Below are 23662 nucleotides of genomic sequence, written 5' to 3' on the forward strand. Positions count from 1 at the left end.
ACGAGTCTATTCCGCGCATTCCGTCGGCGCCGGGAATAGGTGACGAGGCGACACGTTGAACTTGACAGTGATGCGCTCAAGTTTGAAACTTGATGACGGCACACTCAAGTTCGAGAGGAATGCACATGCCCAACGACTTCACCGGAGCGGGTTCGGGATCGTTCGACGAGTTCCTCGCCCGCTATCTCGCGGGTGAGCAGGCCCGGCAGACGCGGTCGATCGACCTCAGCCGGTTCCTCACAGCGCGCACTCAGCAGATCCTGCAGCGCGCCGGCCGCTTCGCGCTCGAGCGCGGTCAGACCGAGCTGGATGCGCTGCACGTGCTGCGCGTCATCGTCGACGACGAGGGGGTCGCGCGCGCGATCGACCGCATCGGCGCCGATCCCGCGGACATCGCTCAGGCGGTCGAGGCGCGCCTTCCGGAGGCCCGTGAGACCGCCGACACGGATGCCGCCAGCCTGACCTCGAGCGCCAGCCGGGCGCTGTTCCACGCATATCAGGTGGCCCGCTCATCGGGTTCGACGTACATCGAGCCGGAGCACGTGTTCTTCGCGCTCGTGATCGGACAGGACTTCCCGTCGGGGCAGATCCTCGCGCGAGCGGGGGTGACCGCCGAGGCGCTCACCCAGAGCCTGCGCGGCGAGCCCGTTCCCTCGGGCGTGACGCCGCAGGGCGAGGACGGCGCCGACCCGGCATCCGACACGCCGATGCTCGACCGGTACGGCCTCGATCTCACCGCTCGCGCGCGGGAGGGCGTGCTGGACCCGGTGATCGGACGAGCCCCCGAGATCGAGCAGACCATCGAGATCCTCAGCCGCCGCACCAAGAACAACCCGGTGCTCGTCGGCGAGGCCGGAGTCGGCAAGACCGCGATCGTCGAGGGGCTGGCCAGCGCCATCGTCGCCGGCGACGTGCCGACGCAGCTGAAGGACCGGCGCGTTGTGGCACTGGACCTGCCGGCCATGCTCTCGGGCACCCGGTACCGCGGCGACTTCGAGGAGCGGCTGACCAAGGCCATGGACGAGATCGCCGCGCACAAGGGCGAGATCATCGTGTTCGTCGACGAGTTGCACACGGTCGTCGGGGCCGGCGGCGCGGGCGAGAGCGGCGGCATGGACGCCGGGAACATCCTCAAGCCCCGCCTGGCCCGCGGCGAGCTGCACCTGGTCGGTGCGACCACGCTCGCGGAGTACCGTCGCATCGAGAAGGATGCCGCCCTCGAGCGTCGCTTCCAGCCGGTGCGGGTCGGCGAGCCGGCCATCGAGGATGCCGTGCGGATCCTCGAGGGGCTGCGTCCCGCCTATCAGGAGCACCACAGCGTGGCGTACACCGACGACGCGATCCGCGCGGCGGTGGAGCTGAGCGCCCGCTACCTGCCCGATCGGGTGCTGCCTGACAAGGCCATCGACCTGATCGACCAGGCCGGTGCACGCCTGCGCCTGCGACGCGGACCGGTCCCCGACACGTCGGCTCTGAAGACGGAGCTGGCCGAACTGGAGTCCCGCAAGAACGTGGCGGTCTCGACCGAGCGCTACGAGGAGGCCTCGCGCCTGCGCGATGAGATCTCCGAGATGCAGCGGCGGATCGACGAGGCCGATGCCGGCGAGCCGGCGGACGCCGTGGTCGACGAGGCGCAGATCGCCGACGTGATCTCCCGGGCTACGGGCATCCCTGTCAGCCGCCTCACCGAGACGGAGCGCTCGCGGCTCGCCGAACTCGAGGCCGACCTGCACTCCCGGGTGATCGGTCAGGACGACGCAGTGGCGGCCGTGGCGCGTGCTGTGCGGCGCAGCCGCACGGGCATGGGCGATGCGAACCGGCCGGTCGGCTCGTTCCTGTTCCTCGGCCCGACCGGGGTGGGCAAGACCGAGCTGGCCAAGGCGCTGGCGGATCGCCTGCTGGACGACGAGACCGCCGTGATCCGCTTCGACATGAGCGAGTTCGGCGAGCGGCACACCGTGTCGCGGCTGGTCGGCGCGCCTCCGGGATACGTCGGCTACGACGAGGCCGGGCAGCTCACGGAGCGCGTGCGGCGCAACCCGTACTCCATCGTGCTGTTCGACGAGATCGAGAAGGCGCACCCCGACGTGTTCAACCTGCTGCTGCAGGTGCTCGACGACGGGCGACTCACCGACGGCCAGGGGCGCACGGTGGACTTCCGCAACACGGTGGTCGTGATGACCTCGAACATCGGCTCGGAGTTCCTGGCCTCGCGGTCGGGTGCGCTCGGTTTCGTGGCCTCGCAGGATGCCTCGGGCTTCGCGTCGCAGGAGGACCTGAAGGCGCGCGTGATGGGCAGGCTGCGCGAGGCCATGCGGCCTGAGCTGCTGAACCGGATCGACGAGATCGTCATCTTCCAGAAGCTGTCGCAGACCGAGCTCGGCGAGATCGTCCGGCTGATGCTGCAGGCGACGGCCAGGCGGCTGGCCGGCCGGGAGATCGGCTTCGAGGTGACGGATGCCGCGGTCGTGTGGCTGGGCGAGCACGGCTACGAGCCGGAGTACGGCGCGCGCCCGCTGCGTCGGCTGATCCAGAACGAGGTGGACGACCGCATCGCCGACCTCCTGGTCTCGGGTTCGCTCGCCGATGGCGGTCGGGTGGTCGTGGATGCCCGCGAAGGCACCCTCACGGTGACGTCCGCCGCGCACCTGGCGGATGCCGCCTGACACGCTCTCACGGCCCGTCTATGTGGCGCGTTACGCCCCGTCTCGCTCTGGTGAGGGGCCGTTTGCGCCACATAGACGGGCTCTTGTGTCGGCGCTCAGCGCGAGGAGTTCGCGGTGCGGCCGCGCACGATGCCGACGAACGTCTCGACGTCGGGCGTGGTCGCATCCCGCGGCCACGCCAGCGCGACCGTGGAGACGGGGCCGGCGGTGAGCGGCCGGTAGTCGGCGTCCTTGCGCTTGTGCATTCGTGCGAGCGACATCGGCACGACCAGGATGCCGACACCCGACGCCACGGTCGCCACTGCGTCCTCGGTGGTCTCGATCGTGGGGAAGGTCGGAGTGACGGTGGGAAGGTCCAGTGGGCCGAGCACGTCATCGCCCGGGGTGATCAGCACCTGGCCGGCGAGGTCGTCGGCGGAGAGCTCGTCCGCGGCCATCAGGTGCGACTCCTTCGCCGCCACGACGACCGGCACCTCGTCGTACAGCGGGATCACGTGCAGGTCGCCGGGACGTCGCAGCGGCAGCCGCACCAGGGCGAGGTCCACGTCGTGCAGCCGCTCACGCTGGTCCGCGAAGGACAGTGGCACCAGTTCGAGCTCGACGTGCGGCATCCGCTCGTTCCAGGTGTCGATCCACCTGCCCGGCGTCGCGCCGGGGACGAGTCCCAGGCGCAGAGTGCGCGGCTCCTCGCGGGCCGGACGCGCGACCTGCGTCGCCTTCTTCGGCGTGGCCTTCCGCGGCGCCGATCTCTGCTGCGCCTTCTTCGCTGCCGGCCCGCCGGGGCGGGGTCGTGCGGGGCGGCGCCGGTCGTTCTTCATGGATTTCAGCGTAACCGCGCCGCGGCCGGTGCGCCGGAAGCCGGATGCCGTCGGCCCTGACCGGCCCCGCGGACGACCCCGCTCAGGCGGTCGGGCGGATCGCGACGCAGCACCGGCCCTCGTGCGGCTCGCCGTGGGCCCGCAGGTGCGGGCAGTCCATGCCCTCGAGGATGCCGCCGATCAGAGCCAGGTTCGCCGAGCAGACCAGCTGGGTGTGCTCGCGGGCCAGCGAGTCGAAGGGACAGTTCGCCAGTGTGAGCGCGCCGTCGGATTCGCGGGGTTCGAAGCCCTGGGCATCCAGCACGGCCGAGAGCCTTCCGAGCTCGCCGGTCGCAACGTCGGGTGGGGCGGATGCCGCGATCCTGCGCCCCTCGTCGCGGGCGACCTCCGCGACGGCGCGGTACAGGTCGGCCCGGTACAGGTCGGACCGTTGCAGATCAGACCGGTGCAGATCGGCGCCCTGCCGCTCGGCGCCCTGCAGATCGGCGCCCTGAGCGGCGCGCTCGATGGCGCCGGCCAGCAGGTGACCCACCAGGCCGTAGCGCCGCTGGGGGAGTGAGACCGCGACGGTGCCGTCGGCGCGGCGATACAGCTTGGACGGCCGTCCGGCACCGGGCCCGGAACGCCCGGACAGCCGACGGAACTCGGTCTGCAGCAGACCTGCCGCCACGAGCCGGTCGAGATGGAATCGGGCCATGTGCGCAGGGACGCCGACGGCTTCGGCGGCCGCGTCGCGGCTGACCGGCTCCGGCTGCGACGCCACATGCTCGTACAACGCGCGCCGGGTGTCGTCGGCGAGTGCGCCGATGCTCGACGCCCGCGCGGTGATGTCCATGGTGACATCATCGTACTTCTATCTTCGAAGGTTGACGCTTTTAGAAGCGGGCCCTCAGTCGCGCTGCACCAGCGCTCGCTGCGCACGCCGGAGCAGTCCGACGAGCCCGGTGATCAGCACCAGCGCACCCACGGCCAGCAGCACGAACGCCGTGATCGTGCCGGGGTTCAGCGTCGCGAACCAGTCCGTCACGCAGTCGCGGCGATCGGCGCCGCTCAGCATCCAGATGCCGAACCAGGCGATCGCGGCGAAGCAGAGTCCCCACACGATCGCGGCCCAGCGGGTGCGCGGCGGGGGAGCGGATGCCGCGGGTGCGGCATCCGCGGTGTCGAGCTGCTCGACGGGAAGCGTGGATTCAGTGCTCATTCGGACGTCTCCTGATCGGGGCGGGTGGAGTAGACCACGAGGATCAGGCCGGACTCCTGGTCGATCGTGACGGGCACGGTCAGCATGGCCTGTCCGTCCGGGGCGCGAGGATCCAGCGACGACGACACGCTCTCGCGGAACACCGTGCTGCCGTCCGCCTGACGTGAACCGGAGAACACGCCGTCGACGCTCGCATCACCGAGCAGCTTGCCGGCGGCATCCAGTTCGTTGCGCTGCCACCGCACGGTGCCGTCGCCCAGCGTCGCCGTCAGCCGCAGCTCCACGCCGTCGCTCACGTAGATCTCGGTGTAGCCGGAGCCCTTGCGAAGCACGACGGGGCGGGACGGCTCGCCCGGCACATTCTGCAGGTAGATGTCGGTGCGCCCGAACGGCTGCCGGATCGAACCCTGATCGGAGTTCCAGATGTTGGTGTTCCCGAATCGCACGTCGCCCATGCTGGCCGCCCCGCCCGTGATCAGCCCCGCGACGAGCACCACGACAGTGAGGAGCGCCAGGAATCCGCTGCGCCGGCGCGCGACCCCGGAGACGACCATGCCGAACGCGAGCACGAGCGCCGAGCTCAGCAGCGCGAGTGCGGCGGTCACGGCATCCGGTTTCGAGGCCAGCAGCCAGACCACCGCCGCCGCGACCAGCGCCACGCCGATCACCGTCGCGACGTAGGCGAAGCTGGCCCGCGGATTCGAGGCGCGGCGGACACGGCGACGTTCGGCGGCCTCGGCGGCGAACGCGGCCGCAGCAGCCTGTCGCTCGGCGCGGGCCTGATCGCGCGCGGCGCGCTCGGCATCCTGCTGCTGCTGACGCCACGCCTGGTCCTGCTGCTGCCAGGCGGCGTGCTGGGCGCGCCAAGCGTCCAGCGCTCCGGCATCCGCAGGAGGGGCGGAGGGCTCAGGGATGAGGGAGGATGCCGGCGACGCGACCTCTGCACCCGAAGCAGGGTCGAAGCTGGCATCCTCCTCTCGGATCTCCGCATCGACGGCGGCACCCGAATAGCCGACCGGAGCGGAGGGGAACGGGGAAGTCTGCGCCTCTGAAGCCGTTCGAGACGCGTCACCCCCCGGGGTGCGGCGCGCGGCGCGCACGATCAGGACGAGCAGGATGCCGACCAGCAGCAGCCCGACGATGAAGAGGAAGACGCCGAAGGGGCTCGCCCCGTACGTCTGGTACGAGTACGGGTTGAGGATCCTCTCGGCGAGGAACAGCCCCACGGTGGGTGTGACCGAGAGCATCCCGAGCAGGAACCCGGCGAGGATGCCGAGCTGCGCGGGCTCGAAGTGTCCGCGCAGCAGCTCGCGCAGGTGGATGCGGCCCTCCGGGTCGGGGAGAAGCGCCCAGGCCACGGCGTAGAGCAGGATCATCGGCAGTCCGAACAGGGCCGCCACCACGAGGATGCCGCGGACGATGAGCGGATCGATGCGCAGCCGGGAGGCGATACCGGCCGCGACGCCACCGATCCAGCCGTCCGAGCGGGCGACGCCGAGGCCGGACACCCAGGCGAAGAACCGATCGGATCGGTGCGGCATCGGGGGTCGCTCTGGAGCCGGAGGCGGCGCAGTCGGGAAGGTCATGCTCCGATCCTGTCGATGCCGGACCGAGTGCCGCCATGGGGTGATCCCCTGACTCGCCCCTGATCCTGGCCCCGGAGCCCCGGGATCGCCACTTCCGGGTGGTTGGATGGCGTCATGTCCTCTTCCGCGCAGCATCCGTCGACGCCTCTGGCGCGACCGCCGCGTGCCGTCGCGCCGCCGCGTCCGGAGCTGACGCGCGTGCGCGAATGCCTGATCTCGGGCACCGCCGAAGGGCTGGCCCGCCACCTGGGTGTGTCGATATGGCTGGTGCGGGCGATGTTCATCGCGCTGACCCTGCTGGGCGGCGCGGGAGTCCTGCTCTATCTCTGGTGCTGGGTGTTCACGCCGTGGGAGCCGGGGGAGTCCGCGCCGTCCCGGCGGGCGCCGGTGGCGTGGGTGATGCTGGTCGTCGCGGTGATCCTCGAACTGATCGTGCTGTTGACGCTGCGCGGCGGAGGCATGTTCAGTGTTTCGCCGGCGAATATGGGGGTCTACTCCACGAGGTATGCAGACCTGGGCGCGTTGTTCGGGTTGGTGCTGCTGCTGGTCGCCGGGTCACTGTGGGCCGACCTGATCGACAGGCACGATCCGGCTCGCGGGCCGCGGCAGGCGGCGATAGTACGGGGGATCACCATCATCCTGATGTTGGTCCTGCTGGTCGGGATGCTGACAAACCCGGTCGCTCCGGCGTACCTGCTCGTGCCTTTCGCCGGCCTTCTGGCGATGTTCGCCTCGTCGCTGATGCACCGCTGGCGCGAGCTCTCCGGCGAGCGGGTGCGGCGCATCCGCGAGGAGCAGCGCAGCGAGATGGCCGCCCACCTGCACGACTCGGTGCTGCAGACCCTCGCGCTCATCCAGAACCGCGCGGGCGCTTCCAGCGAGGCCGCCCGTCTCGCCCGGGCGCAGGAGCGCGAGCTGCGAGCCTGGCTCTATGACGGGGATGCTCCCGCCGACAGCGATCTGCCCACCGACCTGCGCGACTACGCGGGCGCGCTGGAGCTCGACTATCCCGTGCACATCGACGTCGTCTCCGCCGGGCTCTCGACCGAGCGGGCGAGTGGCGAGCTGGCCGCGGCGGCGCGCGAGGCCATGCTGAACGCGGCCAGGCACGCCGGCGGTGAGGTCTCGGTGTACATCGAGGGGTCGACGAGCGGTGTCGACGTGTTCATCCGCGACCGCGGCGCCGGGTTCGACCTCGACGAGGTGCCGGGTGACCGCCTCGGAGTGCGGCAGTCGATCATCGGGCGGATGCGGCGGGCCGGAGGATCCGGCACCGTTCGGAGTGATGAGAACGGCACCGAGGTGCACCTGCGGATCGCGGGGGCGCCACTGCGATCGGAGGACGCATGAGTGGCAGCATCCGCGTGGTGATCGTCGACGACCACTCGATCTTCCGCTCCGGCCTGCGCGCCGACCTCGACGAGACCGTCGAGGTCGTGGGCGAGGCCGCGGACGTGCCCTCGGCGATCGCCGTGATCCGCGAGACGATGCCGGACGTCGTACTCCTGGATGTGCATCTTCCGGGCGGCGCGGGCGCGGAGGCCACGGGCGGCGAGTCCGTGATCCGCGGCTCTGCTCCGACGACCGCGCGCTTCCTCGCACTGAGCGTCTCGGATGCCGCAGAGGACGTGGTGCGGGTGATCCGCGCCGGCGCCCGCGGGTACATCACGAAGGGCTCGTCGGGCAGGGAGGTCTCGCAGGCGGTGCACGCCGTGGCGGAGGGGGATGCGGTGTTCTCGCCGCGCCTGGCGGGCTTCGTGCTCGACGCGTTCGGTGCGGTGGCCGGCGAGACCGCCGCCGTGGACGACGAACTCGACCGGCTCTCGGCGCGCGAGCAGGAGGTCATGCGCCTGATCGCGCGCGGCTACGCCTACAAAGAGGTCGCCAGCTCGCTGTTCATCTCGATCAAGACCGTCGAGACGCACGTGTCGGCCGTGCTGCGCAAGCTGCAGCTGTCCTCCCGTCACGAGCTGACGGTCTGGGCATCCGAGCGCCGCCTGCTCTGACCTCGCGTGCGTCAGGCGGCCAGCCAGAGACCCTTCGGGTCGGTGGCGATCCGCAACCCGGCGGCGACCGTCTCGTCGTCGCCGATGCGCGCTCCGCGAGCGATCCGCGCTCCCGCGCCGATGTCGGTGCGGACGCCGACGTGCGCGCCGTCGCCGATCACGGCGCCCTGGCCGATGTGCGCGTGCGCGTCGATGTAGGCGTTCTCGCCGATCACGGCATCCGAGTCGACCCAGGCGCCGCGCACGATCCGCGCGCCGGCTCCGATCTTCGCCCCGGGTTCGACATAGGCCCCGGCTTCGATGAGCGCCTGGGGATTCACCTTCGCGCCGTGCGCGACGAGTCCGCGCCCGTTGACGTGCTTGCGGTAGCGTAGCGTCTCGCCTCGGTCGTCCTCGATGTCGATGTAGTTCTTACCCACTTTTCCTCCCGTGTCCGGAGACTTCCGGATATAGCTACAACCACGGGTGGTGCGAATTCATTCCCCATCTGGGATGCCCGGCCGCCGAGCGATGGATCCGGCTCACCGCTGGCAGTTCGGGCACCAGAACGTGACCCGCTCGCGGGTCGGATCCGCGCCGAGCTCGCCGCGGCGGATCAGCGTTCCGCAGCGCCGGCAGGGGCGGTTCGCGCGGCCGTAGACCCAGTCCGTGAAGCCGCGGCGCGCGTCGCCGGTGAACGTGCGGTCGACGCGGTCGCGGTTGGCGCGGATGGTGCGCACACCGAGGTCGATGAGGGCCTCCACATCGACCTCCGCGGCGGGGGTCTCGGGCAGGACGCCGCGCAGGAACAGCAGCTCGGCCGCGTACTCGTTGCCGAAGCCGGCCACGTTGCGCTGGTCGAGCAGGGCGACGTGGATGCTGCGGGTGTCGCCGCTGACCCGGCGGACGGCTTCTGCGGCATCCCAGTCCGCCGCGAGCGGATCCGGACCGAGATGTGCGACCAGCTGCGCTTCATCGCGGGTGGGGATGACGCGCACCTCGGCGATGTCGATGCCGACGGCCTCCCGCATCGCCGTGCCGACGATCGCGCGGACCTTGAACGTCGGATGCCGCCACTTCTCACCCGGCCGGTACAGGCGCCACGCGCCGTCCATGCGCAGATGGGAATGCAGCGTCCGGTCACCGATGCGCATCAGGATGTGCTTGCCGCGGGGCACGACTCCGTGCACGAGTTCGCCGGTGAGGTCGACGGTGGCGGCGCCCGGTACGCGCAGGTCGAAGCGCGTCACCTGCTGGCCTCGGAGTGCCTCGTCGAGGCGTCGCGTGGCCTGGAGGACGGTGTCGCCCTCAGGCACGGCGAGCGTCCGCAGGCTGATCGAGCAGGTCGCGCGCCAGCAGCGTCGCTCCGGCCACCGCGGTCGGCATGATGAACACCCCACCGAGGGGCACCATGAAGCACAGCTGCGTCGCCACGCCGAAGCCGAGCAGGCGCGACCGGCGGGTGGCGAGCATCCTGGAGCGGATGTCGCTCGGGATGTCCCGGGCGTTGAGTGCGCGCCCGGTGAGCTCGCGGGCGAGCAGCCGGCCGGTGAGCGCAACGCTGACGACCGCGGCGGCGGCCGCACCGACGGCGGGGATGAAGCCGAGGATCAGCGCGAGCAGGGCCACCAGTATGCCGAGCAGCACCAGGCGGATGCTCTCGCCGAAGGCCACGCGCAGCCCGCCGTCGCCGTCGGGGACATCGCCTCCGACATCGTTCTCGACCGCGCGCCAGATGCGCTGATAGAACGGATCGCCGATCAGCAGTGCGAGTGCGGTGAAGACCACGCTGGCCAGCACGAGGGAGCCGATGGTGATCACCGCTCCGATCGCTAAGCGCAGCGCGGTCGCCCAGCCGGCGTCCCAGGAATCCGCGAACGGGGTGATCCAGCTGGTGATCGTCCCGAGCGAGAGCCACAGCGGGATGAGCGCGGCCGCGAGCACCAGCAGGGCGATCAGTGCGGGCACCAGGCCGAGCGCCATCAGTCCCGGCATCCGCTTCCAGTATCCGAAGCCGCGCCCCAGGAACCGGATGCCGGTGAGGAACTCGCTGATCATGAACGCCAGACTATTTCATCGGCGCCACCTCGATCCGGGCCCAGGAGCGCTTGCCGGTGCGGACGACGCATCCGGTCTCCACGCGCACCTCCTGCTCCGGGTCGGTGAGGGGGATGCCGTCGATGCGCACGGCGTCCTGCGTGATCAGCCGCCGCAGCGCCGACCGGCTCAGCTCGGGCCGGACCTGTTCGAGCAGGGCGATGGCCGAGGAGAGCGGATGCTGCACCACGACCGCCGTCATGTGCTCGGGCAGGGCTCCGTGCGTGAAGACGTCGAGGAACGCGGAGCGCTCGCGACCACCGGCATCCGCTCCGTGGTACCGCGCGACGATCTCCGTCGCGAGGGTGAGCTTGGCGTCGCGGGCGATGCGACCGCCGCGGGCGGAGTGATCGGTCAGCGCGCTCACGTCCTCATCGTCGAGCGTCGTGTACGCGCTCGCCCAGATGCCGACCAGTTCGTCGGGCAGGCTCATCGCCTTGCCGAACTTGTCGGTGGCGCTGTCGGTGAGCGCGATGTAGTTGCCGAGCGATTTCGACTGCTTGAGTCCGCCGTCCAGCCCCGGTGTGATGACGGTCGTGATCAGCGACTGCGGGCTCGCACCGAGCCGTTGCTGGTACTGGCGGCCCATCATCTCGTTGAACAGCTGATCGGACCCGACGATCGTCAGATCGCTCTGCATCGCGAAGCTGTCGTAGCCCTGCAGCACCGGGTAGGTCAGCTCGTGCAGGGCGATCTCACGCCCCTGGGCGACGCGCTCGCGGAACATGTCGCGCGCCATCAGCTGCGCGTGCGTGGTCATGCTGAACAGGCTCAGCAGCTCGGCCACGGGCATCCGGTCGAACCACTCCGAGTTCCGGCGCACCTCGAACACGGCGGGGTCGGTGTCGAGCACGATCGAGACCTGGTCCAGGAACGCCTGCGCGTTCTGCTCGATCTGGTCGGTGGTGAGCACGGGGCGCGTCTCGCTCTTGCCGGTCGGATCGCCGACGCGGGTGGTGAGGTCGCCGAGCAGGAAGACGACGCGATGTCCGTGGTCCTGCAGGTGCCGCATGAGCCACAGATTCACGGCGTGGCCCAGGTGCAGGTCGGGCGCGGTGAGGTCGACGCCGTACTTGATGCGCAGCTGCCGGCCGCTGTCGAGCTTGGCGCGCAGCGCCTGTTCGTCGACGATCGTGTCGATGGTGCGGAGCATGGGACGCAGGATGTCGTCTGCGCGGGTCATGGTGGTTCCTCTCGAAGGGGGCACGAGAGGATGACCGGGGCAGAGCCTCCCGTGGATACACGAAAGGCAAGGACGATCGTCCTTGCCTGGGGCTCTGGCCTTGTCGGGCGCTACAGATCGCCGGCTCTGACCAGAGCCGGGAGATAGGTGTGCTGACGCGCCGTCATGGGGAGCAGGTTAGCACGCGTTCCTCAGGTGAGGAGTCCGCGCTGAGACAGCCGTTCCGTTGTAGCTGCGATCTCGGCATCCACGAGGTCTCCGATGTCGTAGTGCCGGATGAGTGCGAAGGTGTTGTGCAGCAGGTCCTCGATCTCCGACGCCAGGCGGGCGGGGTCGGCGGGGCCGTACTTGGCGGTCTTCGCGCCGTGATCTTCGAGGTGCGCCAACTCCGCCGCAACCTCTCCGAGCTCCTCGGTGAGGCGAGCGAGGATGCGCAGTGGCGAGTCCCCGTCCGGAAACGCGCAAGCGTACCCGTCGGCGATGCGGAGCAGGTCGTCAGCCGTGGTCTTCATTCGGCCAGCCAATCACACGGCCTTGCGCAGGGCGTAGCCGCGCGGGGTCGCGACGAAGCCGGCTTCCTGCAGGGCGAGCGCGAAAGGCGTGCCGTAGACGCCGGCGCCGTTGATCTTCTCGACCGTCAGCGTCTCCAGGCGGCGGGCACGGGAGGTCGCGACGAGATCGGATGCGGCGGCTCGCAGCACCTCGGGGTCGTTGTCGAACGCGAGCACGGTGCGTCCACCGCGCTCCAAGTACAGCACGAGCGCGCCGTCCACGAGCACCACGAGCCCGCCGGCCTTGCGGCCCGGGCGGTGCGACACCTCGTCGAGTCGCGGCCACGCGAGCGCCGCGCCGTACGGGTTGGCGGGATCGGTCGCGGCGAGCGTGACGGCCTGCCGCGGTGGCGGGTCGGCGAGGCCGGAGAAGGTGCGCAGGCGGTCGACCGTGGTGGATGCCGCGAACTGCGCCGCTCCCAGCTTTTCGATCACGTAGCCGCGTCGCGCGTGCCCCGCCTCCTCGAACCCCGCGAGCACGCGGTAGACCTGCGCGAACCCGCCCGGCACCCCCTCTGCCTGCACGGAGCCCCGGGTCACGACCCCGTATCGGTCGAGCAGCAGCCCGGCCGTCACGGTCGCGCGTCGCGCGGCATCCAGCTCCGGCTCCGGCAGCACCGCCCAGCGGCCGCCGAGTCCCGTCGACGACGGACGTGCAGCCGGCCGCGCCAGCGAGATTCCGCGATAGGTGCGGGTGCGCGGCGCGCGGCGCGTGGTCTTGTGCGCCTGGGATCCGCCCGCGAGCAGCGCCCGCACCGGCGAGAACGTGTCGTTCGTGATGTGCCCCTGCCACGTGAGGGTCCAGAGGGCATCGAGCACGGACTGCTCATTGTCCGCGCCCGTCATCGCCCGCAGCGCGCCCGCGAACGACGCACCGCTGAGCCGCAGCACGTCGAGCACCTTCTCCTCCAGGGAACCCGACGCCGGAGTCTCGTCGGGGACGGGCAGCGTGAACGGCGCCAGATCTGCCGGATGCAGCGACACCCAGCCGTCGCGACCCGGAAGCGATCCGTGACCGGCCCAGACGACCTCGCCGGCGGCGGTCAGCTCGTCGAGGAGCGCCGGTGCGTAGTCCCGCACGCGGCTCGGCAGCACCAGCGACTCCCAGGCGCTGGCGGGGATAGGCACCCCGGCGAACTGCTCGATCACGCTCAGCACGCCGTCGATACCCTCCAGCGGGCGGGTCAGGTGCTGCCAGTCCGGCAGGAACCGCGCATAGGCCCGCGGGCTGACCGGCTCGACGCTGCCGCGGATCGCCGCGAGCGAGCGCATCCGCAGACGGCGCAGCACCTCGGCGTCGCACCATTCCTTCGCGCCGCTCGGATCGGCATCCGCGGCGGGCAGGAAATAGCCGCTGGTCAGTCGGCCCGCCGATTCCAGCCGCTGCAGGGTGTGCCGCGCGACGGCGGCTCCGATCCCGAAGCGCGCGGCGACGGCATCCGTCGTGAACGGGCCGTGGGTGCGCGCGTGCCGCGACACGAGGTCGCCGAGCGGGTCGGCGACGGGTTCCAGGAACGCGACCGGGATGCCGGTGGGCAGCGCCGCGCCGAGAGCGTCGCGCAGCCGTCCGGCATCCTCGATCACAGCGAAGCGGGAGTGCCCCGCGATCGTGACCGGGATGGCCCGGCGGGCCGTCACGAGCTCGGTGAGAAGAGCGGATGCCGTACTGCCCTCCTCCAGCCGTGCGGCGACCTCCTCGGCATCCATCGGGCCCAGCATCCGCAGCAGGTCGGCGACGCCCTCCAGACCCCGCGCGCGGCGCTGCGGATCGAGACGCTGCACTTCGAGCTCGAACTGCGCGATCACGTCGGGGTCGAGCAGCTCGCGCATCTCCACCGTGCCGAGCAGCTCACCCAGCAGGGCGGGGTCGACGGACAGTGCGGCCGCGCGCCGCTCGGCCAGAGGGGAGTCGCCTTCGTACATGAACGCGCCGACGTAGCCGAAGAGCAGATCACGTGCGTACGGCGAGGGCTGTGCGGGCTCGGTCTCGACCAGGCGGATGCGACGCTCGGAGATGTCGGTGATGAGCCGGCGCAGCGACGGCAGGTCGTAGACGTCCTGCAGCACCTCGCGCAGGGTCTCCAGGATCACGGGGAAGGTCGGATGGCGGCGGGCGACCTCCAGCAGCTGCGCCGAGCGCTGACGCTGCTGCCACAGCGGGGTGCGCTTGTTCGGGTTCATCCGCGGCATCAGCAGCGCGCGCGCCGCGCACTCGCGGAAGCGCGAGGCGAACAGCGCCGACCCGCCGACCTCGGCGGTGACGATCTGCTCCAGCTCGTCGGCGTCGAACACGAAGAGGTCCGCGCCGGGCGGCTCGGCATCGGCATCAGGGATGCGCACGATGATGCCGTCGTCGCTCGCGACCGCCGATCCCTCCACCCCGAGCCGCTCCCGTACACGCGCGTTGATGGCAAGCGCCCACGGCGCGTGCACCTTCATGCCGTACGGGGAATGCAGGATGACCCGCCAGTCGCCGACCTCGTCGTGACCGCGCTCGACGGTGAGGGTGCGGTCTGTCGGCAGGGTGCCGGTGGCCTCGCGCTGCTCGGTCAGGTAGCCGATCAGGTTGGTGCGCGCCATCTCGTCCAGGCCCGCGTCGATCAGGCGCTGCTGCGCCTTCGACGGCTCGGCCGTGGAGACCTCGCGGGAGAAGCGGCCGAGGGCCTCGCCGAGCTCGAAGGGACGCCCGATGCCGTCGCCGTGCCAGAACGGCACCTTGCCGGGCTGGCCGTAAGCCGGAATGACGTTGACACGGTCGTGCGTGATCTCGGCGATGCGCCAGCTGGTCGTGCCCAACGTGAACACGTCGCCGACGCGCGACTCGTAGACCATCTCCTCGTCGAGCTCTCCGACCCGAGCGCCCGTGCTCTCGCCCGCGACGAAGACGCCGAACAGTCCGCGGTCGGGGATCGTCCCGCCACTGGTCACGGCGATGCGCTGCGCACCGGGGCGGCCGGTCAGGGTTCCGGCATCCCGGTCCCACACCACTCGCGGGCGCAGCTCGGCGAACTCGTCGGACGGGTACTTGCCGGCGAGCAGGTCGAGCGTGGCTTCGTATGCGGAGCGGGGGAGGGTCTGGAACGGCGCGCTGCGCCGCACGGTCTCGAACCACTCCTCGACCGAGATCGCATCGAGCGCGCAGGCCGCGACGGTCTGCTGGGCGAGGATGTCGAGCGGATTGCGCGGCACGGCGATCGCCTCGATCTGCCCCTTCAGCATCCGCTCGGTGACGATCGCGGTGTGCAGCACGTCGCCGCGGTGCTTGGGGAAGAGGGAGGCCCGGCTGACCTCGCCGACCTGGTGCCCGGCGCGGCCGACGCGCTGCAGCCCGGATGCCGCGGACGGCGGCGCCTCCACCTGGATGACCAGATCGACCGCACCCATGTCGATGCCGAGCTCCAGGCTGCTCGTCGCGACGACGCAGCGCAGGATGCCGGACTTCAGCTCCTCCTCGACGATCGCGCGCTGCTCCTTGGACACCGAGCCGTGGTGCGCCTTCGCGAGCACGGGATCGGCGCCCTCAGCATCGGGTGATCGGCGTTTCGTCTCGCTTCGCGGTTCCTGAGCGAGCGGAGCGAGACGAAGGGCGCTCAACAACCGGGACTCGTAGATCTCGTTCAGCCGCCCCGTGAGCCGCTCCGCCAGCCGCCGCGAGTTGGCGAACACGATGGTCGACCGGTTCTCGAGCACCTTGTCGACGATCGCCTCCTCGACGTGCGGCCACACCGAACCGGTCACTTCGGGGTACTCCGCATCCGCGGCATCCGTCGGCGACGGCGCGCCGGGCGGCGGGGGAGGATTGCGCATGTCCTCGATCGGCACCACCACGCCGAGTTCGAACGTCTTGACCGCCCGGGGCGCGACGATGTCGACGGGCGCCGAACCGCCGAGGAACCGCGCGACCTCGTCGATCGGGCGGACGGTGGCAGACAGGCCGATGCGCTGCGCCGGCTGCTCGATCCCGCGGGCTGCACGCAGGGCATCCAGCCGCTCCAGGCTCACCGCCAGATGCGCGCCGCGCTTGGTGGCGGCGACCGCGTGCACCTCGTCGATGATCACCGTGTGCACGCCGCGCAGCGTCTCGCCGGCGCGGCTGGTGAGCATCAGGTACAGCGACTCGGGCGTGGTGATGAGGATGTCGGGCGGGGCGCTGACCAGCTTGCGGCGGTCACTCGAGGTCGTGTCGCCCGAGCGCACGCCGACCGTGATCTCGGGTACCCGCAGCCCGAGGCGCCGGGCGGACTGGCCGATGCCGATCAGGGGCGAGCGCAGGTTGCGCTCGACGTCGACGCCCAGGGCCTTCAGCGGGGAGATGTAGAGGATGCGGGTGCGCGGCGTGCCATCGGCATCCGCTTCGCCCCCTGCGGAACGCTCCCGGAACACGCTGTCGATCGCCCACAGAAAGGCGGAGAGGGTCTTGCCCGACCCGGTCGGCGCGACGACGAGCGCGTTGCGCCCCTTCGAGATCGCCTCCCACGCACCCGCCTGAGCTGCCGTGGGCGCGTCGAACGCCCCGCGGAACCAGTCCTGGGTCGCAGGGGTGAAGCGGTCGAGCACATCGCTCATCCCTCCATCATGCGTCAGGGCACCGACACCGCGCCCCGCCGCCTCCGCATATCTGCGACCGCGCGGCGGATGCGGCTCGAACGCCGGATAGCGTGGACGGATGGACGACGCCGAATTCACCCGCCTGTACGGCCCCTGGGTCGCGCGCACGCCGGCCGACGTCCGTGCCTTCTTCGCCGGCTACCCGGGCATCTGGTGGATCGCCGGCGGCTGGGCGCTGCAGGCGTTCACGGGCGTCGAGCGGGAGCACGAGGACATCGACCCCGGCATCCTGCGTGTCGAGCTGCCGGTGATCCGCGAGCACGCGCGCGGACGGCTGGATCTGTGGGGTGCGTCCTCGGGCGCGCTCAAGCCCGTGGCATCCGACGACCCCACCGACCTGCTCGACGGATGCGGGCAGCTGTGGACGCGCCGCAGCGCGACCGAACCGTGGGAGTACGACATCCTGCTCGGGCCCGGGACGCCGGAGGAGTGGCGGTACAAGCGCGACGAGAGCATCCGGATGCCGATGGCCGATGCGCTCTGGGAGCGCGACGGCATCACTTACCTGCAGCCCGAGATCCAGCTGCTCTACAAGGCGAAGGGCCTGCGCGAGAAGGACCGCGCTGACTTCGACGCGACGCTGCCGTTCCTGGACGAGCGGCGGCGTGCCTGGCTGGCGGATGCTCTGGAGCGGACGCTGCCCGGGCATCCGTGGCTCGCGACCCTGGCCTGAGTCTCGACAACGTCGGCGGGGTGGGGGATGCTGGCGGCATGGCGCACACGACGAACTACACGAACACGTTCATCGAGGTCTCGGAGGACTGCCGTGCCGAGCACGGCGAGGAGCCGCCGATCGCGGAGAACCTCTCGATCGCCGCGCTGCACTACCGACTGCTCATCGAGGAGCCGTACACGCGCACCTCTGACGACGTGATCTTCGAGACGCACGCACTGCGCAAGGGCATCGATCCGCGGGACGTCGCAGCTCGCGAGGACTTCTTCTCGAAGGGTCAGGCCTGTCTGCGCGCGTCGCCGCTGGGCAAGCGCTACGGCTGGGGCACGCACCACGATGCCGAGGGGCGCGTGGCCCTGATCCCACGCGATTCCGAGGAGTACGCCCGGCTGGCATCGGACCCGGGGCTTGCGCACACCAGGGCCATGCGGTCCAGCCGGGCCCGATGAGGATCAGAACTCGTTCGGGATGACGATCCAGAGCAGCACGTAGGCCCAGAGCGAGAGTCCGGCGAACAGCACCGCGAGCACCGTGATGATGCGGACGGTCGTCGAGCTGATGCCGAAGCGCCGCGCCACGGCCGAGCAGACGCCGGCGATGAGACGGTCCTGGCGGGGTCGGACGAGAGGGTTCATACGTCCATCCTGCCCGCCAGGACCGCGCTCCGTCACCCGATCTGCCTGAATTCCCCATCGGCATCCAGCTCCAGCGTCAGATCCAGCTGCAGCCGCTGCAGGAACACGTCGTCGTGGCTGACGACGAGCACCGCTCCGCGGTAGGCGCGCAGCGCCTCGACGAGCTGATCGACCGTGTCGAGGTCGAGATTGTTGGTCGGCTCGTCGAGCACCACGAGGTGCGGCGGAGGATCGGCGAGCAGCAGCTTCGCCAGCGCCACCCGGAACCGTTCGCCGCCGGACAGCGCACTGACCGGACGGTCCATCGTGCCCCCGCGGATCAGGAAGCGGGCGAGCCGGTTGCGCAGCTCCTTGTCGGGCACGTGCGGAGCCGCCGCGGCGATGTTCTCCACCACGGACGCCGTCTCGTCGAGCCCGTCGACCCGCTGGGACAGGTAGCCGATCCGGTCGGTGTGGGCTTCACAACTCCGGAGAATCTGCTGCAGAGCCTCCGGAACGGCGGATTCCGGCGCAGAACCGTCCAGTTCTCCGGAGTTGTGGCCGGCATCCGCCACCAGCCGCCGCAGCAGCGTGGTCTTGCCGACCCCGTTGCGGCCGATCAGCGCCACTCGCTCGGGCCCCTGCACCACCCAGCTCCGCGTCCCGTCGCCGAGCGTCGCGATGCGCCGCGAGTTCGAGATCCCGGGATCGGGCAGCTCGATCTTCATCGAGGCGTCATCCCTCACCCGGCGGCCGGCCGCTTCCCGAGCTGCGCGCGCGGCCTCTTCCTTGCCGGCGACCTCGGTGCGCAGCTTTCCGGCCGACACCTCGGCCGCCATCTTGCGGCCGTTGGCGACGATCTTCGGCACCCGCTTCTCGAGGAAGGCCTTGCGACCCATCTGTGTGCGCGTGGCCAGCTTCAATTCGGCCTCGATGCGCTGCCGCTTCTCCTTCTTGAACGCCTGCGTCGCATCGCGCTCATCCTGCCTGGCGGCCTCCTGCTCGGCATCCAGCCAGGCCCGCCACTGCGAGTACGGCCCGCCGAAGACGCTCAGCTGGTTGCCGTAGAGCTCGGCGGTGTCGTCCATCAGCTCGAGCAGGGCGATGTCGTGGCTGACCACGATCAGCGTGCCCTTCCAGCTGCGGACCATCTCCGCGAGCCGACCCCGAGCCACCCGGTCGAGGTTGTTGGTCGGCTCATCGAGCAGGGTGATCGGCGCGCGACGCAGCCGGATGCCGGCGATCGCGACCAGCACGGATTCGCCGCCGGACAGCTCGCCGACGGTGCGGTCGAGGAACGACGGGTCGAGTCCCGCCTCGGCGAGGGATGCCTCGGCCCGGGCCTCGATGTCCCAATCGTCGCCGACCGCGTCGAAGTGCGCCGGATCGACATCGCCCGCGGTGATCGCGCGTACGGCGTCGAGCGGCGCGGCAACGCCGAGCAGGTCGGCGACGCGCCGTTCGGTGTCGAGCGTGAGGCGCTGCGGCAGGTAGGCGACCTCGGCCGTGCGGATGATCTGCCCCGAGGTGGGGACGAGCTCACCGGCGACCAGCCGCAGCAGCGTGGACTTGCCGGCGCCGTTGCGTCCGACGAGGCCGGTGCGGCCGGAGCCGAACGAGCCCGACACGGCGTCGAGCGCGACGGACCCGTCGGCCCAGGCGAACGTGACCCGGTCGAGGGTGACAGCGGAGGTGAAAGTGGTCGGTGTTGACATGAGCGGCTCCCGAAGTGTGCGGGTGCGCGGATGCCGACGGATGGACCCTGCAGTCGGCTGGGCCTGTGCCCTCGCCTGAGCCACTGAGCCTGTGCCCTCGCCTGAGCTGCTGGGGCTGTGCCCTCGCTTGGGTCACTGAGCCTGTCGAAGTGGCCACCGGGAACGGTGGGACCGCGGGCCGTGAGGATCGTCGGATCTGCGCGTGGATGATGTACGCGGAGGGACGACGATTCAGATCAAAGGACTTCCAGACACGGCGGACAGGGCTCTGCGACTCTAGCGCCTGCGTCGAGAATCGTGCAACCCGGGCGTGTCGCGGTCCGTCAGGTCTCGAGCCCACGCGCCGATATCCGCCGCGCGGGGGATGCCCGACGCGAACGCCCGGCCGTAGTGTCGGGGCATGGACGACAAGCAGCCGAGTTCACACGAGATGCGCGCGCGGATGAGCTGGGGCGCGGGGATCGCGATCGGCATGGGCGCCGGCGTGGCCTTCGGTGCGGCGCTGCACAACATGGGCCTGGGCATCGCCATCGGGATGGCGATCGGCATCGCTCTGGTCAGCGCATCGAATGCGGCAGGCAGGCGGTCGGCCGAGGGCACTCACGGCGACGAGGAGGACGGCTCGGAAGACGACGGGCCGGAAGGCGACGGGCCGGAGGACGATGGGCCGCAGACCACCCCGCCCACGCGCTGAGGCTCAGGAGCCGATCCCGTCCTTCCACTGCGACAGGAACACGTTCACGTCGGTCAGCTCCTGCTCCGAGATCGAGTGCGTGAGGCCGGGGTACACGCGGCCGGACAGCTCGGCGTGGGAGGGCAGCCACTGCGAGGTGTGATCGATCAACTCGGTCGGGATCACGTCGTCGCGGCTTCCCCGTCCCCAGAACACCGGCGGCCTCTGCTCCTGCAGCGCCGCATCGTTCGGCAGGTCGCCGGGCGCCGCGTAGCCGCTGAGCGCCACGACCGCGTCGATCCGCTCGGGCGCGAGCCGCAGCGCCTGAAGAGCCACGGCCGCTCCCTGCGAGAAACCCAGCAGGGCGATCGACGACGCGTCCGCGGAGACGGCATCCAGCCACCGCAGCAGCCCCTCCGCCGCGAGCGTGATCCCTGCGGCATCCCGCGTGTTCAGGGACTCGATCGCGTACCAGGAGCGTCCTGGTGTCGGCCAGGGCGGCGTCAGCGGCGCGGCGACGGAGGCCACGGCGATGCCGTCCGGCAGATAGGGGACCAGGCTGAACAGGTCGTTCTCGTCGGCGCCGTAGCCGTGCAGCAGCACGAGCAGCGCCCGCCCGGCGCGTTCGTCGGGCGACCAGCGCGTCAGGCCGTCGTCGATCTCGGTCATCCCCTCATCCTGCCAGGGGAGCCCGACACGCGGTCGTGTCGAGGAGCGGTGCTGGTAGAAAGGTCACATGGCGGTGCGCACACCTGATCCCGATCCCGACGACGGCTTCGGGTTCGACGACGTGCGCTCGCCGGATGACAATCCGGGCTGGCTGAGCGACATCGAGCTCGAAGAAGCTCGGCGCCGGCTGCCGATGCTCTACGTCGAGGCGGTGCCCGTGGTCACCGATGGGTCGGGGCAGGTCACCTCCATCGGCGTGCTGCTGCGCTCGACGCCGCTCGGCGAGATCACGCGCACCCTCGTCTCGGGCCGCGTGCGCTACGGCGAGACGGTGCGCGATGCGCTGTTCCGTCACATCGAGAACGACCTCGGGCCGATGGCGTTCCCGCTGCTGCCGGTGTCGCCGACGCCGTTCGCCGTGGCGGAGTACTTCCCGATCCCGGGTGTCAGCGCCTTCCACGACGATCGGCAGCACGCCGTCTCGCTCGCGTTCGTCGTGCCCGTGACCGGCACGTGCGAACCCCGCCAGGATGCGCTCGAGGTCACCTGGTTCTCACCCGAGGACGCGGCGTCCGACGGGATCTCCGCCGAGATGGAGGGCGGCCGCGGCACTCTGCTGCGCCAGGCCCTCGCCCACCTCGGCCTGCTGCGCTGAGCGGTTCTCCCCGCCGGGGCCACCCCGCGTAGGCTCGGTCGGGTGACTGAACCGATCGTCTTCCCCGCAGCATCCGCCGACTGGCTCGCCTTCGCGACCACCCGCACCGACGAGCGCCTCGCGCGCGTCGACGAGCTCGCCGCGCGGCTGAAGGACGGCACCGCCCGTACCGCGCTCGAGGCGCTGCAGCTGTGGAACGATCTGCAGATCGCCCTGCGCAGCGCGCACAGCGAGTCCGAACTGCTCAGCGAGGTGCATCCCGACCGCGCCGTGCGCGAGGCGGCCGAGTCGCGCACCGCCGCCGCCCAGGCGAAGGATGCCGAGTTGATGACGGATGCCGAGCTCGCGGCGGTCTTCGTGGCGTCGGATGCCGCTGGCCTCGACGCGGACGCCGCCCGGCTGCTGGAGCGCATCCGGCGCGACTTCCGCCGCGGCGGCGCGGACCGCGACGCCGAGACCCGGGAGCGCCTGCGGGAGTTCGCCGCCCGCGAGGCGGACCTCGGCATCGCGTTCGGCCGCAGCATCCGCGAGGGACGCCGGGAGATCCGCGTGGCACCCGACAGCCTCGCCGGCGTGCCGGAGGACTTCCTCGCGCAGCATCCGGTGGGAGACGACGGACTCGTCGCGGTCTCGACCGACAACCTGGACGTGACCGTGGTGATGAGCTACGCGCACGACCGCGAGACGCGCATGGCGCTGCGCCGCGCGCGCGCCGATCTCGCCTGGCCCGAGAACGACGCCGTGCTCGCCGAGCTGCTCGAGCTGCGACAGCAGCACGCCGAGCTGCTCGGCTACGCCAGCTGGGCCGACTACGAGACCGAGGATCGCATGGCAGGGTCCGCGGCGCGCGTGGCCTCGTTCCTGGAGGAGGTCGACGGGGCGACGAAGGTGGCCTCCGAGGCGGAGTACGAGCTGCTGCTGGAGCGGCTGCGTCAGGATGTGCCGGATGCCGAGGGCGTCACCAGCGCCGACGTGCAGTACCTGCTCGACCGCCTGCACGAGGAGCGGTTCGCCGTCGACGCGCAGCAGGTGCGCCGCCACCTGGACTTCTCGCGCGTGCTGGAGGGGCTGCTGACGACGACCGGCCGGCTGTTCGACGTCGAGTACCGCCCGGTCGACGCGTCCGCGTGGCATGACGACGTGCGCTCCTACGACGTCGTGCGCGCCGGGTCGCTGCTCGGCCGCATCCACCTCGATCTGCACCCGCGCGAGGGCAAGTACAACCACGCCGCGTGCTTCCCGGTCGCTCCGGGCGTGCGCGACCGGGTGGTGCCGGAGGCGGCTCTGGTGTGCAACTTCCCGACCGGCCTGATGGAGCACCGGCAGGTGCAGACCTTCTTCCACGAGTTCGGGCACCTGGTGCACGACATCCTCGGCGGCGACCAGGAGTGGGCGCCGTTCTCGGGTGTGGCCACCGAGTGGGACTTCGTCGAGGCGCCCAGCCAGATGCTGGAGGAGTGGGTGTGGGATGCCGACGTGCTGGCGTCCTTCGCTCGCGACGAGACCGGTGCGCCCATCCCCGCCGAGCTGGTCGCGAGGATGCGGGAGGCGGATGCCTTCGGCCGGGCGCTGCTGGTGCGCACCCAGCTCGGGCACGCACGCGTCTCGTACCACCTGCACATGGACCGCCCCGCCGATCTCGCCGCGGCCACCGAGCACTGGTACGACGTGTCGAGCCCGGTGCTCCAGCTGCCGGGGTCGCACTCCTACGCGGCGTTCGGGCACCTCACCGGCTACGGGTCGTGCTACTACACGTACCAGTGGAGCCTGGTGATCGCCCGCGATCTGCTCACCGGTTTCGCGGGGCTGATGGATCTGGCATCCGCCACCCGCTACCGCCGTGAGATCCTCGAGCCCGGCGGGAGCAGGGATGCCGCCGACCTGGTCGAGGCGTTCCTCGGGCGTCCCTTCACCGTCGACGCGTACCGCGCATGGATGGGCGCGCCGGCGGCCTGATCCCGGCGAAGG

21 protein-coding genes are annotated in these 23662 nt (G+C 70.9%); 8 read left to right on the forward strand and 13 right to left on the reverse strand.

Annotation, left to right across the window (positions count from 1 at the left end; translation table 11 throughout):
* Window positions 1–125: 125 nt before the first annotated feature.
* Window positions 126–2666 (forward strand): ATP-dependent Clp protease ATP-binding subunit, encoded by a 2541-nt coding sequence (locus tag Q9R19_RS11785; RefSeq protein WP_311256599.1) that lies wholly within the window; start codon window positions 126–128, stop codon window positions 2664–2666.
* 95 nt (window positions 2667–2761) lie between these two features.
* On the opposite strand, the gene Q9R19_RS11790 is transcribed toward Q9R19_RS11785, so the two are convergent.
* The 4 genes from Q9R19_RS11790 to Q9R19_RS11805 all read right to left on the reverse strand — a co-directional run bounded on the left by Q9R19_RS11790 (window position 2762) and on the right by Q9R19_RS11805 (window position 6226).
* On the reverse strand, window positions 2762–3484 hold the full coding sequence (locus Q9R19_RS11790; RefSeq protein ID WP_311256600.1) for a LysR family substrate-binding domain-containing protein: 723 nt from the start codon (window positions 3482–3484) through the stop codon (window positions 2762–2764).
* An 82-nt stretch (window positions 3485–3566) separates the two neighbouring features.
* The gene (locus tag Q9R19_RS11795) at window positions 3567–4319 is read right to left on the reverse strand and encodes a helix-turn-helix domain-containing protein (RefSeq protein ID WP_311256601.1); all 753 of its coding nucleotides are present in this window, start codon (window positions 4317–4319) and stop codon (window positions 3567–3569) included.
* Between the two features lie 54 nt (window positions 4320–4373).
* Complete coding sequence (locus Q9R19_RS11800; RefSeq protein ID WP_311256602.1) at window positions 4374–4685, reverse strand: hypothetical protein; 312 nt, start codon at window positions 4683–4685, stop codon at window positions 4374–4376.
* A complete protein-coding gene (locus Q9R19_RS11805) occupies window positions 4682–6226 on the reverse strand; it encodes a PspC domain-containing protein (RefSeq protein WP_311256603.1) in 1545 nt (514 codons plus the stop codon). Before Q9R19_RS11805 ends, Q9R19_RS11800 begins: the two co-directional genes overlap by 4 nt.
* 159 nt (window positions 6227–6385) lie before the next feature.
* Here Q9R19_RS11805 and Q9R19_RS11810 point away from each other — a divergent pair, with 159 nt between their 5' ends.
* Window positions 6386–7621, forward strand: coding sequence for a PspC domain-containing protein (locus Q9R19_RS11810; RefSeq protein ID WP_311256604.1), 1236 nt, complete (start codon window positions 6386–6388; stop codon window positions 7619–7621).
* Window positions 7618–8277, forward strand: coding sequence for a response regulator transcription factor (locus Q9R19_RS11815; protein ID WP_311256605.1), 660 nt, complete (start codon window positions 7618–7620; stop codon window positions 8275–8277). Before Q9R19_RS11810 ends, Q9R19_RS11815 begins: the two co-directional genes overlap by 4 nt.
* Before the next feature lie 11 nt (window positions 8278–8288).
* Here Q9R19_RS11815 and Q9R19_RS11820 read toward each other — a convergent pair whose 3' ends face one another.
* The 6 genes from Q9R19_RS11820 to Q9R19_RS11845 form a co-directional block, all read right to left on the reverse strand.
* Window positions 8289–8696, reverse strand: a complete 408-nt coding sequence (locus Q9R19_RS11820) for a transferase (protein WP_311256606.1) — start codon at window positions 8694–8696, stop codon at window positions 8289–8291.
* Between the two features lie 102 nt (window positions 8697–8798).
* Window positions 8799–9572, reverse strand: a complete 774-nt coding sequence (locus tag Q9R19_RS11825) for a DNA-formamidopyrimidine glycosylase family protein (protein ID WP_311256607.1) — start codon at window positions 9570–9572, stop codon at window positions 8799–8801.
* Window positions 9565–10314 (reverse strand): EI24 domain-containing protein, encoded by a 750-nt coding sequence (locus Q9R19_RS11830; RefSeq protein WP_311256608.1) that lies wholly within the window; start codon window positions 10312–10314, stop codon window positions 9565–9567. Before Q9R19_RS11830 ends, Q9R19_RS11825 begins: the two co-directional genes overlap by 8 nt.
* 10 nt (window positions 10315–10324) lie before the next feature.
* On the reverse strand, window positions 10325–11536 hold the full coding sequence (tyrS, locus tag Q9R19_RS11835; RefSeq protein ID WP_311256609.1) for a tyrosine--tRNA ligase: 1212 nt from the start codon (window positions 11534–11536) through the stop codon (window positions 10325–10327).
* A gap of 191 nt (window positions 11537–11727) precedes the next feature.
* Window positions 11728–12048 (reverse strand): hypothetical protein, encoded by a 321-nt coding sequence (locus Q9R19_RS11840; protein ID WP_311256610.1) that lies wholly within the window; start codon window positions 12046–12048, stop codon window positions 11728–11730.
* Between the two features lie 12 nt (window positions 12049–12060).
* Window positions 12061–16653, reverse strand: a complete 4593-nt coding sequence (locus tag Q9R19_RS11845; protein ID WP_311256611.1) for an ATP-dependent helicase — start codon at window positions 16651–16653, stop codon at window positions 12061–12063.
* A 100-nt stretch (window positions 16654–16753) separates the two neighbouring features.
* On the opposite strand from Q9R19_RS11845, the gene Q9R19_RS11850 reads away from it, so the two are divergent.
* Together Q9R19_RS11850 and Q9R19_RS11855 are read left to right on the forward strand one after the other, a co-directional pair.
* On the forward strand, window positions 16754–17368 hold the full coding sequence (locus Q9R19_RS11850; RefSeq protein WP_311256612.1) for a hypothetical protein: 615 nt from the start codon (window positions 16754–16756) through the stop codon (window positions 17366–17368).
* 38 nt (window positions 17369–17406) lie between these two features.
* On the forward strand, window positions 17407–17817 hold the full coding sequence (locus Q9R19_RS11855; RefSeq protein ID WP_311256613.1) for a DUF6157 family protein: 411 nt from the start codon (window positions 17407–17409) through the stop codon (window positions 17815–17817).
* 3 nt (window positions 17818–17820) lie between these two features.
* Here Q9R19_RS11855 and Q9R19_RS11860 read toward each other — a convergent pair whose 3' ends face one another.
* Window positions 17821–18003 carry a PspC domain-containing protein gene (locus Q9R19_RS11860; protein WP_311256614.1) on the reverse strand — a complete coding sequence of 61 codons (183 nt, stop codon included), beginning with the start codon at window positions 18001–18003 and terminating at the stop codon, window positions 17821–17823.
* A gap of 32 nt (window positions 18004–18035) precedes the next feature.
* Window positions 18036–19697 (reverse strand): ABC-F family ATP-binding cassette domain-containing protein, encoded by a 1662-nt coding sequence (locus Q9R19_RS11865; protein WP_311256615.1) that lies wholly within the window; start codon window positions 19695–19697, stop codon window positions 18036–18038.
* A gap of 400 nt (window positions 19698–20097) precedes the next feature.
* Between Q9R19_RS11865 and Q9R19_RS11870 the strand changes: the two genes are divergently transcribed.
* Window positions 20098–20391: a hypothetical protein gene (locus Q9R19_RS11870; RefSeq protein ID WP_311256616.1), complete on the forward strand. Its 294-nt coding sequence runs from the start codon at window positions 20098–20100 to the stop codon at window positions 20389–20391.
* A gap of 3 nt (window positions 20392–20394) precedes the next feature.
* Here the strand turns inward: Q9R19_RS11870 and Q9R19_RS11875 are convergent, their stop codons facing one another.
* Window positions 20395–21039 (reverse strand): alpha/beta fold hydrolase, encoded by a 645-nt coding sequence (locus tag Q9R19_RS11875; RefSeq protein WP_311256617.1) that lies wholly within the window; start codon window positions 21037–21039, stop codon window positions 20395–20397.
* Window positions 21040–21106: 67 nt separating this feature from the next.
* On the opposite strand from Q9R19_RS11875, the gene Q9R19_RS11880 reads away from it, so the two are divergent.
* Together Q9R19_RS11880 and Q9R19_RS11885 are read left to right on the forward strand one after the other, a co-directional pair.
* Entirely contained in the window at window positions 21107–21694 is a 588-nt protein-coding gene (locus tag Q9R19_RS11880) for an NUDIX hydrolase family protein (protein ID WP_311256618.1), read from the forward strand.
* Between the two features lie 42 nt (window positions 21695–21736).
* Window positions 21737–23650, forward strand: a complete 1914-nt coding sequence (locus tag Q9R19_RS11885; RefSeq protein ID WP_311256619.1) for a M3 family metallopeptidase — start codon at window positions 21737–21739, stop codon at window positions 23648–23650.
* Window positions 23651–23662: the final 12 nt, after the last annotated feature.

This window comes from Microbacterium sp. ARD32, from assembly GCF_031844385.1.
Lineage (GTDB): Bacteria > Actinomycetota > Actinomycetes > Actinomycetales > Microbacteriaceae > Microbacterium.

Excerpts from the sequence above, each read along its gene's own strand:
- Q9R19_RS11810 (WP_311256604.1), top strand. The coding sequence starts at position 6,386 with ATGTCCTCTTCCGCGCAGCATCCGTCGACGCCTCTGGCGCGACCGCCG.
- Q9R19_RS11855 (WP_311256613.1), top strand. The coding sequence starts at position 17,407 with ATGGCGCACACGACGAACTACACGAACACGTTCATCGAGGTCTCGGAG.
- Q9R19_RS11840 (WP_311256610.1), bottom strand. The coding sequence starts at position 12,048 with ATGAAGACCACGGCTGACGACCTGCTCCGCATCGCCGACGGGTACGCT.
- Q9R19_RS11880 (WP_311256618.1), top strand. The coding sequence starts at position 21,107 with ATGGCGGTGCGCACACCTGATCCCGATCCCGACGACGGCTTCGGGTTC.
- Q9R19_RS11875 (WP_311256617.1), bottom strand. The coding sequence starts at position 21,039 with ATGACCGAGATCGACGACGGCCTGACGCGCTGGTCGCCCGACGAACGC.
- Q9R19_RS11830 (WP_311256608.1), bottom strand. The coding sequence starts at position 10,314 with ATGATCAGCGAGTTCCTCACCGGCATCCGGTTCCTGGGGCGCGGCTTC.
- Q9R19_RS11845 (WP_311256611.1), bottom strand. The coding sequence starts at position 16,653 with ATGAGCGATGTGCTCGACCGCTTCACCCCTGCGACCCAGGACTGGTTC.
- Q9R19_RS11805 (WP_311256603.1), bottom strand. The coding sequence starts at position 6,226 with ATGCCGCACCGATCCGATCGGTTCTTCGCCTGGGTGTCCGGCCTCGGC.
- Q9R19_RS11790 (WP_311256600.1), bottom strand. The coding sequence starts at position 3,484 with ATGAAGAACGACCGGCGCCGCCCCGCACGACCCCGCCCCGGCGGGCCG.
- Q9R19_RS11795 (WP_311256601.1), bottom strand. The coding sequence starts at position 4,319 with ATGGACATCACCGCGCGGGCGTCGAGCATCGGCGCACTCGCCGACGAC.
- Q9R19_RS11815 (WP_311256605.1), top strand. The coding sequence starts at position 7,618 with ATGAGTGGCAGCATCCGCGTGGTGATCGTCGACGACCACTCGATCTTC.
- Q9R19_RS11865 (WP_311256615.1), bottom strand. The coding sequence starts at position 19,697 with ATGTCAACACCGACCACTTTCACCTCCGCTGTCACCCTCGACCGGGTC.
- Q9R19_RS11860 (WP_311256614.1), bottom strand. The coding sequence starts at position 18,003 with ATGAACCCTCTCGTCCGACCCCGCCAGGACCGTCTCATCGCCGGCGTC.
- tyrS (WP_311256609.1), bottom strand. The coding sequence starts at position 11,536 with ATGACCCGCGCAGACGACATCCTGCGTCCCATGCTCCGCACCATCGAC.
- Q9R19_RS11870 (WP_311256616.1), top strand. The coding sequence starts at position 20,098 with ATGGACGACAAGCAGCCGAGTTCACACGAGATGCGCGCGCGGATGAGC.
- Q9R19_RS11785 (WP_311256599.1), top strand. The coding sequence starts at position 126 with ATGCCCAACGACTTCACCGGAGCGGGTTCGGGATCGTTCGACGAGTTC.
- Q9R19_RS11850 (WP_311256612.1), top strand. The coding sequence starts at position 16,754 with ATGGACGACGCCGAATTCACCCGCCTGTACGGCCCCTGGGTCGCGCGC.
- Q9R19_RS11800 (WP_311256602.1), bottom strand. The coding sequence starts at position 4,685 with ATGAGCACTGAATCCACGCTTCCCGTCGAGCAGCTCGACACCGCGGAT.